The following is a 12,919-nucleotide window of genomic DNA, read 5'->3' on the forward strand; positions in this document are numbered from 1 at the left end:
CTCACATATTATACTAACGCACCGTTGGTCAAAATCTTTTAGAATTTAAAATAAATTGGGATTGAATCTTTTTGCCAGTAACAGATTGGCTTGATTTGGATCAATATCGTATACTAACAACTCCTCAGTACCTGATTTAGCCACAACCAAACGTTCTCCTGAAGGTGAGATTAAAGAAGATGTACTCTGCTGATTTTTTAAAGCATAATTAACACTAGCAAAATATATATTATTTTCTAAACTTCTACATACCATGGCATTATTGAAAAATTCAGGATTGTTTACGTCACCCGTAAACTGGGGATGAAAAACAATACTCGCTTCCTGTCGAGCAGCCCATCGAACAGTCTCCGGATATCTCCAACCTTCATGGCAAATTACAATACCAAATTTCACATTATTTATCTCAAACATTTTACGACTCTCACCTGGAACGTAACCGAAAATGTCTTCTTCAGGGTCAATCTGATTTTTTGTCTGATAGCCAAGTATTTCACCATTTTCTGCAATCACAAAGGCAACCAAATGAAATCCGTGCTGATTTTTCCATTCCATGGGTAAAATAACTGCGATTTTTAATTGTTTAGCAAAATCACAGATTTCCTTTAAAGCTTCACTTTGAAAACCGTGATTGTAATCCTCAACTTTATAGCCAACCCCTCGTAATCCCGGAATAATGGATTCAGGAAAACAAATAAGATTACAATCCTTTTGACTAGCTTCATTTATCATTTGCTTAACTATCTTTATTCCATTTGTTGCAGATTCAGGAAACCTAGTTTGTGCTAACCCTATCTTCATAATTTGGTCTCTCCTAACAATATTGCTTTTATTGTGTCAATTTAAAATTGAAGTAATGCGCTTATTAATTGAAGATAAATTATATTATCTTATCGAAATTATCGGCAAACTGTTCTTCTGAAATTACTCGTAAACCGTTTCTTTTTAATAAAGCAGTTGTAACTCCATTCCCAGCAATTTTCTCCCCTATAAATTCACCATTATAAATCATTGAACTTCCACAGGATGGACTATACTCCTTAAGAACAACTACTGTTGCATTAACATCTTTAGCTTTTTTTAAAGTAGTGTATGCTCCTTTTATGTATAGTTCCGTAACGTCTCTACCTGACTTCTCGACTACTTTAGCTTTCCCATCCAATACATCTTCCCCGTTACCACCTATTATTTCAGCAGGTTCTCTGGGGGTTGAAAATCCACCAAGCAATTCCGGGCATACAGGTATTGCCTTTTTCTCTTCTATTAGTTTACTGATCTTATGATCTAAACTATGCGTACCGTTATATCTTACCTCTAACCCTGCTAAACAAGAACTCACTAATATCATTAATAACACCTCAATTTAATAGCACCTTATGACCTTGTACAACTAACTCCCCGTTAATTGAATAGCTTAAGGCTTCGATTTATTCTCTAATAATTCCTTCTCTTATTCAAGAATCTGGCCCGTTTGTCGATTAAAAATTAAATAATCCTCGCTCTTTCCATTGGTCAAAATACTTTTGATAGCCCATTTCTTCAGCAGTCATAGTATATTGCGTTTCTTCCAATTTAAAAGTATGAGAACCAGACAAGGCTTCATATGTTGGATTCCCTTTTACATCTTCAAAAAGCGCTTCGAATGTATTAACATCCACTTCAGTTGTTCCATTGTCGTTAGTTTCAAGAAGAATAAAAACCTCAACTTCTTGGTCTATACGCCGTTTAAACATCAACCCTGCTTTATTCAATGACGAAAATAATTGATTCATAATTACCCTCTCTTCTAGCTAAAAAGTTCAGTAAACTTTTTTCAACTGTCCATTTGTTGAAGTAAAAAACTGCTGAATCATCTTTAAATCCATTTTAACATATGCAAATTCCGCACGATAATCAGAATTCCAAATTTATTTTTTCAAAATCCTCAACATTCATTACCTACTGTGGCTATTAGGTAGAGGGGTTTCCTCTCTGACTATATTGCAGGAGGTAATTCGTATGGACGAATTAGTAAAAATCAATTATGAAAATCAACGACCAACCGTACTCGGTCGTGATTTACATGAAGCCTTGGAAGTAAAGACCGCTTATAAAGATTGGTTTCCAAGAATGTGTGAGTACGGATTTGAGGAAGGGTCAGACTTTAGCTCATTTTTGAGCGAAAGTACTGGAGGCAGACCAAGCATAGACCATCAGTTAACAATTGATATGGCAAAAGAGCTATGTATGATACAGCGTACTCCAAAAGGGAAAGAGTGTCGCCAATACTTTCTTGAAATAGAAAGAAGATGGAATTCCCCAGAAGCAATCATGGCAAGGGCACTTCAGATTGCTAATCAACAACTAACTCAAGTAAGGAAACAAAATAAAGTGCTTGAAGGTACGATTGCCGTTCAGAATCAGCAAATTGCAGAAATGAAACCGAAAGCCTCCTATTACGATGTAGTTTTAAATTGCAAAGACCTCATTTCCACCTCAGCAATTGCCAAAGATTACGGCAAGTCAGCTATTTGGATGAATCGCTATCTTAATAAAAAGGGTGTCCAGTTTAAACAAGGCGGCATCTGGCTTTTATATCAGAAGTATGCGGAAAAAGGTTACACCAGCACCAAGACACATAGCTATCTTGGCAGTAACGGGCAACAGCATACAAAGGTCCATACATACTGGACTCAAAAAGGCAGACTCTTCATTTACGAACTGATGAAGGCAGACGGTATTTTGCCACAGATAGAAATGGAGGGTGTGTAATGGGAATCAACAAATTCAATCATGAAGGATACCATGATCCAACTCCCCATGAAGCACTGACCAACATAATGAAAAAGGAAAAGGCAGAGAAAAAATCTGCCTTTAAGCCGCTTGTATATATCTGTTCTCCCTATTCCGGTGATGTAGAAGGAAACGTTGAAAAGGCTCGCAGTTTTTGCAGGTTTGCTCTAGACCAAAACTGTATCCCGATTGCTCCCCATCTTATGTTTCCTCAGTTTATGGATGATGAAAACCCAGAGGAACGGGAGCTTGCCATATTCATGGACATTGTGCTCATGGGCAAATGCTCCGAGGTGTGGGTGCTGGGCAATACCATCTCAACCGGTATGGCAAGGGAGATTGAAGTTGCCAAGAAACGCAGACAAACGGTCAGATATTTTAACCCGGAGCATGAGGAGGTTGAAAGCTTATGAAAATTGCAGTGGGCAATAGCCGGATGGATAGAAAATGGAAAAACAAAGATATCTCCTGGGAGGATTTTTGCTCCCGTGTAAAGACGACGCAACGCACCACGGAAACAGTAGAAGAATATCGGAAGTTAAAAAAGGGTCAACAAGATGATATCAAAGACGTGGGCGGCTTTGTCGGAGGACATTTAAAAGAAGGAAGGCGAAAGAAGGGCAATGTTATCTGCCGTTCTTTGCTTACCCTTGATATGGATTACGGTAGACCAGATATTTGGGAACAAATCAGTATGCTTTTTGATTTCAAATGTTGCGTTTACTCCACCCATAAGCACACACCGGAAAATCCAAGACTCAGGCTTATTGTTCCCCTTGCTCGTGAGATCAGCGAAGAAGAATATGCAGCTGTTGGACGTATGGTGGCAAAAGAAATCGGTATTGACCTTTTCGATGATACGACATATGAAGCCCATCGCCTTATGTATTGGCCATCCACTTCCTCTAACGGTCAATTTGTCTACGAAGAGCAGGATGGAGCATTACTTGACCCAGATATTTATCTTTCAAAATATCAAAACTGGCGAGATACAACAACTTGGCCCGTATCAAGCAGGCAGTCTGAAGTTATTAATCGCAGTCTTAAAGAACAAGCAGATCCTCTTTTAAAGGAAGGTGTGGTAGGAACTTTCTGTCGCGCCTATTCCGTTCGTGAAGCAATAGAGAAATTCTTAGGTACAGTTTATGAAGCATCTGCTATGGAAGGGCGCTATGACTATATTCCAGCTGACAGTAGTGCGGGTGTAATAATTTATGATGATAAATTCGCTTACAGCCACCATGCCACCGACCCAGCAAGCGGCCTGCTCCTCAATGCTTTTGATCTCGTTCGTATTCATAAATTCGGCTCTTTAGATGATAGAGCTTCCACTACTACGGCTCCTGGCAGGATGCCGTCTTTTGTGGCAATGTGCGAGTTTGCTATAAAAGATGAAGCGGTAAAAGCTGAGTTTGCAAAGGAAAGAAAGGCTCAGGCTGAAGAAGAGTTTAGTGATGAGGATTGGCAGACAGGTTTGGAACTAGATAAGCAAGGTCGGATAAAAGACACACTGGGTAACATCGTCTTGATTATTCGTCATGATGAAGATTTACAGCATATCGCTTTCAACTGCCACCGTGATGGTATAGATGCCAAAGGTGGTCTGCCTTGGGAACAGATCAAGGCTGGTTGGAATGATTCGGACAATGCCCTTCTTAAGGTGTACTTAAGCAGCAAATACGGAGTTTATTCTCCTACCAAGACCAAGGATGCTGTGTTAGCGGTAGCGGCTGAACGAGCCTACCATCCTGTTAAGGAGTATCTGGACTCCCTGCCAAAATGGGATGGAATTAGTCGAGTAGATAATCTACTAATTGATTATTTCGGTGCAACGGATAATTCCTACACAAAGGCAACTATTCGCAAAACGATGGTTGCGGCGGTAGCCCGTATTTATAGACCAGGTACAAAGTTTGATAGTGTTCTAATCTTAAACGGTCCTCAAGGTATCGGTAAGTCAACCTTCTTTGCTAAGCTTGCCGGAGATTGGTTTTCAGACAGTTTGACCATTACGGATATGAAAGATAAATCAGGTGCTGAAAAACTTCAAGGATATTGGTTGTTGGAACTCGGTGAGCTTGCAGGAATGCGTAAGACGGATGTGGAGATTGTGAAGTCCTTTATTTCGAGGGCGGATGATAAGTACCGTGCCAGTTATGGGGTCAACGTCGAAAGCCATCCCCGTCAATGCGTAATTGTGGGTTCTACCAATGCAGAAAGCGGATTTCTTCGGGATATTACGGGTAACCGCAGATTTTGGCCAGTCCGCATTAGCGGTAACAGTAGAAAGAAAGCTTGGCAGATGACCAAAGAGGAAGTACAGCAGATTTGGGCAGAGGCTCTAGTTCTTTATGAGAAGGGCGAAAAACTCTACCTTGAAGGTGATGATGTAACCATGGCAACCAGTGAACAGGCAGATGCTATGGAAACAGATGAACGAGAAGGACTGGTTCGTACCTACTTGGATACGCTCTTACCGGATGATTGGGACACAATGTCTTTGTACGAGCGTAGAAATTTCCTCGGCGGTAGCGAATTTGGCGGCGGCACCCGTGTTGGAACAGTAAAAAGAACCCTTGTTTGCAATATGGAAATTTGGTGTGAGTGTTTCGGTAAAGAGGCATCAATGCTAAAACCATCAGATTCCTATGCCATCGGTGCCATTATGAGAAAGATCAGTGAGTGGAACAAGTACACTGGGAACAAGAATGGTGTTGTGACGTTTCCTGTCTACGGAAAGCAACGAGCTTATTCCCGAGTCGAGGAACAACGCTAAGTTGTACCTTACCTTGTTCCCATACTGGTTCTTTCCCTAAAGTTAGTAATGATAAGGAAAATCAACGGTTCGGAACAAGTGGAACAAGAAGTATCCTATTTATTTATAAATAGTAAAAAGAAGTAATAGTAGCCTGTGCATACACGCATACGCGCGCGTATAGGAAAATTGGGTCAAAGTTGTTTTCTTGTTCCGAGCCTTTTTATATGGGAGGTATTTATGCTTGAAAAAAATATAGAAAAGAAACTGGTGGCTGAGGTAAAAAAGATGGAAGGCATTGCGGCGAAGTTTGTTAGTCCGGGTTTAGATGGGATGCCAGACCGCCTAGTGCTTTTACCATATGGGAAGATGGCTTTTGTGGAATTAAAGGCTCCCGGAAAGAAACCTCGCCTGTTACAGATTAGAAGAATAAAGCAATTACAGAAGTTAGGCTTTACCTGCTATGTCATTGATGATGTTAAGCAGATTGGAGGGATACTTGGTGAAATACAATCCTCATAAATATCAGACCTATGCAACGAACTTCATACTTAAGCATCCCATCGCTGCGGTGTTTTTAGAAATGGGTCTTGGCAAAAGCGTCATTACTCTAACGGCTATATTTGATTTATGTCTTGATAGTTTTGAAATTGGAAAGGTTCTGGTCATTGCCCCACTTCGAGTAGCAAGGGATACTTGGCCAGCTGAGATAAATAAGTGGGAGCATTTAAAAGGACTGGAGTTTTCGGTAGCCATCGGCACAAAACAGGAGCGATTGGCGGCTCTTAGAAAACCTGCAAGTGTCTATCTTATAAATAGAGAAAATGTGGACTGGTTGGTAAACAAAAGTGGCATCCCTTTTGACTATGACATGGTGGTAATAGATGAGCTATCATCCTTTAAATCCTATGGTGCAAAAAGATTTAAAAGTTTACTAAAAGTAAGGCCGAGGGCAAAACGGATCGTGGGTCTTACGGGTACACCCTCCAGTAATGGGTTAATGGATTTGTGGGCAGAGTTTCGTATTCTTGACATGGGTAAAAGACTCGGCAGATACATAACTCACTACCGCAATTCCTTTTTTACACCGGATAAACGTAATCAGCAAATCGTATTTTCATATAAACCATTGCCAGGTGCTGAAGATGCCATATATCGGCTCATTTCGGATATCACCATTTCCATGAAATCAGTCGATTTTCTGAAAATGCCAGAGTGCGTTATCAATGAAGTGCCCGTGTATCTGAATGGCAAGGAACAATCCGTATATGATCACTTTCGTGAAGAGATGGTTCTTGAATTTGCTGATGAAGAAATAGATGCCATGAATGCAGCCGTCCTTTCTGGCAAACTCCTGCAAATGGCAAATGGTGCTATCTATGATGATGATAAAAACTCTCATATTATCCACGACCGCAAGCTAGATGCTCTTGAGGATTTAATTGAAGGTGCTAACGGCAAACCTGTGCTTATTGCCTATTGGTATAATCACGATTTAGAGCGTATTAAGACAAGATTCAATGTCAGAGAAATTAAGACTTCCAAGGATATCAAGGATTGGAACAACGGCGATATTTCTGTGGGGGTTATCCATCCTGCATCTGCGGGACACGGCCTTAACTTACAAAGTGGTGGTTCAACGCTTATCTGGTTTGGACTTACTTGGAGTCTGGAACTCTATCAGCAAACAAACGCGAGACTTTGGAGACAAGGTCAAAATGAAACCGTAGTTATCCATCACATTATTACAAAAGGCACGATTGATGAAGATGTGATGAGGGCCTTGAAACGAAAGGAAAAGACACAGTCCGATCTTATTAACGCTGTCAAAGCAAATCTGGGGAAAGCGAGGGGTGTTGTATGATGGATGCATTTGATAAACTGGCAAATGCCATTATTCTACAGGCGGTCAAGGATTATCGTTTTGCTCTGAAAAGACTAGCAAAATACCCTCGCAATGATTCTGCTAGATATACGAAAGGTGAGATTGAGCGTTTCTTTCATTCCGGGTATTTCACTACCCTGACATCCCTCGATCCTGAGATGCTAATTCAAAAGCTACATGAGGAGGTGGTGCGATGACGGCAAAGGAATTCTTGAAACAAGCTTATCGCTTAAATGAGCTAATTAATTCCGATCTTGAGGAGTTGCAAAATCTAAGGGAACTCTCAAGAAGTGTTTCATCTCCTGTTCTTGAGGAAAAAGTCAGTAAAACAAAAAGTACTGATCCACCTTTTGAAAAATATGTGATTAGAATAGTAGATTTGGAGCAACAGATACAACAAGAGGTGGAACGATTAATAAAGCTGAAATCAGATATTCGTGAAGCAATTAACCAGATGGAAAATGTGGATGAGAAGCTGATTCTTCGCTACCGATACATTAACTTTCTTAACTGGGAAGAAATCTGTGTCAATCTTAATGTTTCTATGAGAACCGTGCATAGACTCCATTCATCCGCTTTGCAACATTTAAAGGTGCCGAAATAAAAAAGGATAGTCGGAGAATAGTGTGGAAAGGGATTAAAAGTTCATACCCAAATTTCTACTTTTTACTTGGTTCGATTGCAAAGGGACTAGCGGATAACTTTATTTGCTAGTCCTTGTAGCAATATTTATTTAATATTTGTTCCCCAATAATCTAATTCCATATATTGTTCAAATAAATTTCTAACAAATTTTAAATTAGATAAAGAGTTTTTAATCACTGTGATAAAATGAAATTAATAGCACATTAAAAAGAATGGAGTTGTACTAATGAAAAAAAGTAGATTTTTTATTGTCGCAACCCTTGCAATTATTTTAATAATTGGAATATCGTCATGTAGCAATCCATCTGATGATACTAAATTAGTCAGGGATCAAACTGAACTTGAAAAAATCACAGAAAGTAAAGAAGATTTTGCTACTACTAAAAGCTATATGGGAGGTAGTAATCAATTAGACGACATAACTAATGAAAATAGTGCCTTGGAACAAGAAGATGGTATGGAGCACTCTAGCGATACAGAAGGAAAAGACTCAAGAAATATAACAAATACAGATGGAAATCAAGAAGTAAGTAGTTACAATGAGAAAGACAATAAGATACATGATGATGAAGACCCTAGAAAAATTTCAAATAAGGAGTTATCGAATTTTATTGTAAAATATCATGAAGTTTTTAATGGAATAACGTCTAATGAGAAATACAAAAATATAGATTGGGATAATATGAAATCAACCAAGGAAAGTATGTCGAGTGAAATTGAACAATTTTTAAATAATCAAGATTCCTATCCTCCTTCTATGGGATTAGATTTTGAACGAATTATACAATTAGCTGAAATCAGTTTAAAGAATTATGACTCAACCCCCGTTGTATATATCCATCGAATTCTTCACGATTTAGATATAGAATATAATAAATATACTCCCAACAATAAATATGGTTTTTCCAATTATGATGGTGGTGGAGAGAATCAACTAACTATATCTGATTATATAGAAGGACACAAAAATTAATAGGGAGATAGAACGGATGTGTAATGAAAATGACGATCATCTTGTGAATGCACAAAAAACGAAATTTTTAACTGGAATTGGTTGTTTCTTTGCTGTAATTATAATAGGACTTATAGTTGTTATAATACCAGCATGGTTATTTTTTACGCAACCCAAAGAGACTCAATTAACGGTCAGTCATTCGCCTAACAATATAAACACAATTGAGGTTGTTAGAATAGAGGACTTCCCCGACCCTACAATTAGAATTAAATATGATAATAAAAGCGTTGTGAAAACAAAATTGCCCGACAAAATATCTGTGAAATGGAAGGATGACTACGAGGCTGATATCGTTTTTACTAAGCAAGGAAGAGAACCAGATATTGTTAAAGTTACATTCGAATAACTAATTTTCACAAAAATGCTTGAATTCAAAAAAAGCATTTTTGTGTTTCTATTACCAGTAAAGTAATAGTTCCATAAGATAATCCGAATACCCATATAAAGTTGGCACACTTTGGCACAGTTTGGCATACGATGACACTGTTTGTCCGTAGTGAAAGTTATATAATGGTAGTATGGAATATTAATAAACAGAAGCCTTCACGGGAGCATTTCTCCTGCGAGGGCTTTTTCTATGGGCAAAAGGAGGTGCAGTATGCCAAAGAAACCTAAGCGACCGTGCTCTTACCCTGGTTGCCCAGAGCTAACCGACAAGCGCTTTTGTGAAGAGCATAGCAAGAAGGAAGCCGCACGGTATGAAAAGTATGACCGTGACCCAGCAACCCGTAAGCGTTATGGTCGTGCTTGGAAAAGAATACGTGACCGCTACATTGCAGCTCATCCTCTTTGTGAGGAATGTAAACGACAAGGAAAGCTAACCCCAGCAAATGAAGTCCATCACATTCTTCCTCTTGCAAGAGGAGGGACTCACGATAGAAGTAATCTGATGGCTCTTTGTACTCCTTGCCACTCTGCAATCACGGCAAGAGATGGAGACCGTTGGGGAACCCGGTAGGGGGAGTCAAATCTCCACAGCTTTTCTTTTGTGTAATCACTCTGCAGGCGGGTTCCAGCCCGACCGTTTATTACACGATTACTTATACTAAAAGCCGACCTAATAATAGCCAGATGACATACAACTTCACCATATCCGCTGCGTTAGGTTCATCAGGTTCCTTTATTCGTAGTGGTTATGCATTGCTTTGCACTATGACTGTAAATGGATCTTCTTCACAAGTGCGTATTAAAGCGGCAGACGGAGATAACTGGGAAGGGACCACACCAAGGATTAGATATGTTTCGGTGACCTGTGCTTCTACTACAGGTAATGCAACCCAGCCAGTCACATTCAAAGTGGTATCTGATGGACGATTACCATTATCCTCTGGTGTGATTACCAATTCAAGCTATACGGTACTAAGTGCTCCATTGCTTACTACGGCTTGTGGAGCCCCGACATCTTGTACGGTTTCCCCGACACTTGCGGAAGGGGATGTGACTCTTTCTTGGAGTGGTGCTTCTGGGGGCATCAATAATACGATTTCTAGTTATGAGATTCAATATAGTGATTCTGCCGATAACATCACATGGGGAGCATGGACTGCTCTGACAACTGTGACCACCACAGCATCAAGTGGCAGTGTATCAGTAGCACCGCCCTCAACGCGAGGTAATTACCGAAGATTTCGTGTACGAACCCGTGGTACAGCAGGAGCTAGTTATTACTCTAGCTGGAAAGTATCCACAAACAGCGTCCGCAGGAATACGGTACCAAAGCCAGCAACGACTGCTGTTGCCTCCCCTGCGGCATATAGTAATGAGACTATCACACTTACTTGGAGCGGAGCGTCTAGCGGTACCAGTCCAATTAAGGGGTATCAAATTGCCAGTCGCACATCCACGGATAACAGCACATGGAGTGCGTGGAATGTGTTGACCATGTTGACATTGGCAGCAAGCGGTGGTAGCTATAATCCAATTGTATCGAGGACCCCAGGAACATATACACAATTTGGTATTTGGACAATTGACACATTTGATGTTTACTCAATAGAGAAAATCAGTAATAGCATTTATTGCAACATCACTGCCTGTGCAGCACCGACTGCCTGCACGGTAAGTGCAACATTATCTGAAGGAAACGTTACTCTTTCGTGGAGTGGAGCAGCTGGTGGCGCAGGTAATCCCATCACTTCCTACGAAATACAATATAGTGATTCGCCAGATAATAGCAATTGGGGTGCTTGGTTGGCATTGGCGATAGTCAATACTTCTGCAACAAGCAGTATTTTAAATGTCAGTCCACCTGCTACACGTGGTCATTATCGTCGGTTCCGAATAAGAACCCGTGGTACAGCTGGAGAGGATTTTTACTCAGGCTGGACTATTACCAGTAATACTGTTCGTAAAAACATACTACCAATACCGCCGACTATTTTTGCCGCAAACCCTCCTATCTATGAAGTAAATACAATAAACCTTTCGTGGAGTGGAACGGTACCTGGAACCAGCTCCATCAAGCAATATGTTATTCAACAGGCCACTTCGATAGATGGACTAAATTGGTCTGCTTATGAAGCACTGACGACAGTTATTTCCAATGCGACTTCAGGCACTCTTCAGGTAAATGCCTCACAGGTTGCCGGTAGATATACTCGTTATCGAATCAGCGTCACAGATGCACTTGATGCAGTGTCTGCCTATGTTGTTAGTAACGCGGTAAAGAAAAACAGCCCGCCTGTAGCACCGATAGTGGACTGTCCAATGTCTGGCAATTTTACTTATAATGCTACACCACGTTTTATGATCACAACAGGAATTGAACCAGATGGACAAACACAAATAGTGGAGGTAAGGATTGACTCTGGTTCATGGCAAAACAGCGTAGACAATCCTGAGCGGTTTTCTGTAAGCGGCTATCTTGGTAATGGGGTCAAGACAATTTACCAAGCTGAACCGCTTTCTGTAGGAAATCATACGGTTACTTTTCGTTGCCTTGACAGTGATATCGAGTCAGCAAGCACAGAAGTTGTTCGTACCTTCACGATTTTAGCATTACCTTTTGAAATCATCACCGCTAATGTGACACATGTAAAGGCAGCGCATATTAAGACGCTTCGAACTGCTATAAACAGGGTACGTAGCTATTACAATATGTCCCCTGCAACTTGGAAAGAGGAGATCATCGCAAGAAAGACCACTGTTAAGAATTGGCCATTCCATATCGTTGAAATGCGTAAAGCTATTGATGCGATTATTATGATAATTAATAGTTTTGATTCTTCCCATGCGTTCGATATACCATCTGTCACATGGCTACCTATTGGTACAGGAAGGCCTAGGGCAGATGTGATGCAACAAATTCATGACCTAATAAAAATAATGTAAAAATAAAATTCAGCGCTCTTGTCATTTGCAGGGGTGCTTTTCTATATGGAAATACACGAAACGGAGGTGTCTTTAATGAAAGAAATTTGGAATTGGATACAGCTGGCTATTGCCGCAGTCGGTGGATTTCTTGGGTGGTTTCTCGGCGGTTATGACGGATTTCTCTATGCACTGGTAGCCTTTGTGATCATTGACTACCTGACAGGTGTCTTTTGTGCAATTGCAAACAAAAAACTGTGTAGCGAAATCGGTGCTAAGGGGATTTTCAAAAAGGTACTCATCTTTATAATGGTAGGCATCGCTCATATTATCGATACACAAATTTTGGTTAGTATTGGAGAAAATAGTGGCATTTTACGAACAGCAGTAATCTTTTTCTACCTAAGTAATGAAGGAGTATCCATTTTAGAGAACGCTGGACATATTGGACTGCCTATTCCAGAAAACCTAAAATCGGTTTTACAGCAACTACATGGACGTGATGGGGAACCGCCTAAGCCTGGTGGTGGAAGATGAT

Annotated in this window: 15 protein-coding genes; 12 read left to right on the forward strand and 3 right to left on the reverse strand. The window is 40.2% G+C overall.

Annotation, left to right across the window (positions count from 1 at the left end; translation table 11 throughout):
* Positions 1–45: 45 nt before the first annotated feature.
* The 3 genes from ACWNMZ_RS04945 to ACWNMZ_RS04955 form a co-directional block, all read right to left on the reverse strand.
* Positions 46–801, reverse strand: coding sequence for a carbon-nitrogen hydrolase family protein (locus tag ACWNMZ_RS04945; protein ID WP_449598312.1), 756 nt, complete (start codon positions 799–801; stop codon positions 46–48).
* A gap of 79 nt (positions 802–880) precedes the next feature.
* Positions 881–1,348, reverse strand: coding sequence for a DUF523 domain-containing protein (locus ACWNMZ_RS04950; protein WP_449598314.1), 468 nt, complete (start codon positions 1,346–1,348; stop codon positions 881–883).
* Positions 1,349–1,478: 130 nt separating this feature from the next.
* Positions 1,479–1,772, reverse strand: a complete 294-nt coding sequence (locus ACWNMZ_RS04955; protein WP_035197506.1) for a hypothetical protein — start codon at positions 1,770–1,772, stop codon at positions 1,479–1,481.
* A 226-nt stretch (positions 1,773–1,998) separates the two neighbouring features.
* Here ACWNMZ_RS04955 and ACWNMZ_RS04960 point away from each other — a divergent pair, with 226 nt between their 5' ends.
* The 12 genes from ACWNMZ_RS04960 to ACWNMZ_RS05015 all read left to right on the forward strand — a co-directional run bounded on the left by ACWNMZ_RS04960 (position 1,999) and on the right by ACWNMZ_RS05015 (position 12,918).
* Positions 1,999–2,751 (forward strand): phage antirepressor KilAC domain-containing protein, encoded by a 753-nt coding sequence (locus ACWNMZ_RS04960; protein ID WP_449598315.1) that lies wholly within the window; start codon positions 1,999–2,001, stop codon positions 2,749–2,751.
* On the forward strand, positions 2,751–3,185 hold the full coding sequence (locus tag ACWNMZ_RS04965) for a DUF7768 domain-containing protein (RefSeq protein WP_325947051.1): 435 nt from the start codon (positions 2,751–2,753) through the stop codon (positions 3,183–3,185). The genes ACWNMZ_RS04960 and ACWNMZ_RS04965 overlap by 1 nt, the downstream gene beginning before the upstream one ends.
* Positions 3,182–5,548: a VapE domain-containing protein gene (locus tag ACWNMZ_RS04970; RefSeq protein WP_449598316.1), complete on the forward strand. Its 2,367-nt coding sequence runs from the start codon at positions 3,182–3,184 to the stop codon at positions 5,546–5,548. The genes ACWNMZ_RS04965 and ACWNMZ_RS04970 overlap by 4 nt, the downstream gene beginning before the upstream one ends.
* Positions 5,549–5,767: 219 nt before the next feature.
* On the forward strand, positions 5,768–6,049 hold the full coding sequence (locus ACWNMZ_RS04975; RefSeq protein ID WP_031536866.1) for a VRR-NUC domain-containing protein: 282 nt from the start codon (positions 5,768–5,770) through the stop codon (positions 6,047–6,049).
* Positions 6,030–7,391 carry a DEAD/DEAH box helicase gene (locus tag ACWNMZ_RS04980; protein WP_031536865.1) on the forward strand — a complete coding sequence of 454 codons (1,362 nt, stop codon included), beginning with the start codon at positions 6,030–6,032 and terminating at the stop codon, positions 7,389–7,391. The genes ACWNMZ_RS04975 and ACWNMZ_RS04980 overlap by 20 nt, the downstream gene beginning before the upstream one ends.
* Entirely contained in the window at positions 7,391–7,609 is a 219-nt protein-coding gene (locus tag ACWNMZ_RS04985) for a hypothetical protein (protein WP_035416316.1), read from the forward strand. Before ACWNMZ_RS04980 ends, ACWNMZ_RS04985 begins: the two co-directional genes overlap by 1 nt.
* Positions 7,606–8,016, forward strand: coding sequence for a DUF1492 domain-containing protein (locus ACWNMZ_RS04990; RefSeq protein ID WP_031536863.1), 411 nt, complete (start codon positions 7,606–7,608; stop codon positions 8,014–8,016). The genes ACWNMZ_RS04985 and ACWNMZ_RS04990 overlap by 4 nt, the downstream gene beginning before the upstream one ends.
* Before the next feature lie 267 nt (positions 8,017–8,283).
* Positions 8,284–9,030, forward strand: coding sequence for a hypothetical protein (locus tag ACWNMZ_RS04995; RefSeq protein ID WP_031536862.1), 747 nt, complete (start codon positions 8,284–8,286; stop codon positions 9,028–9,030).
* A 16-nt stretch (positions 9,031–9,046) separates the two neighbouring features.
* Positions 9,047–9,418 carry a hypothetical protein gene (locus tag ACWNMZ_RS05000; protein ID WP_031536861.1) on the forward strand — a complete coding sequence of 124 codons (372 nt, stop codon included), beginning with the start codon at positions 9,047–9,049 and terminating at the stop codon, positions 9,416–9,418.
* 252 nt (positions 9,419–9,670) lie between these two features.
* Positions 9,671–10,030, forward strand: coding sequence for an HNH endonuclease (locus tag ACWNMZ_RS05005; protein WP_031536860.1), 360 nt, complete (start codon positions 9,671–9,673; stop codon positions 10,028–10,030).
* A 221-nt stretch (positions 10,031–10,251) separates the two neighbouring features.
* The gene (locus tag ACWNMZ_RS05010) at positions 10,252–12,402 is read left to right on the forward strand and encodes a phage tail protein (RefSeq protein WP_231512531.1); all 2,151 of its coding nucleotides are present in this window, start codon (positions 10,252–10,254) and stop codon (positions 12,400–12,402) included.
* Positions 12,403–12,477: 75 nt separating this feature from the next.
* Positions 12,478–12,918, forward strand: a complete 441-nt coding sequence (locus ACWNMZ_RS05015) for a phage holin family protein (RefSeq protein WP_027625352.1) — start codon at positions 12,478–12,480, stop codon at positions 12,916–12,918.
* Position 12,919: the final 1 nt, after the last annotated feature.

The organism is Niallia sp. Marseille-Q9988 (assembly GCF_976954375.1).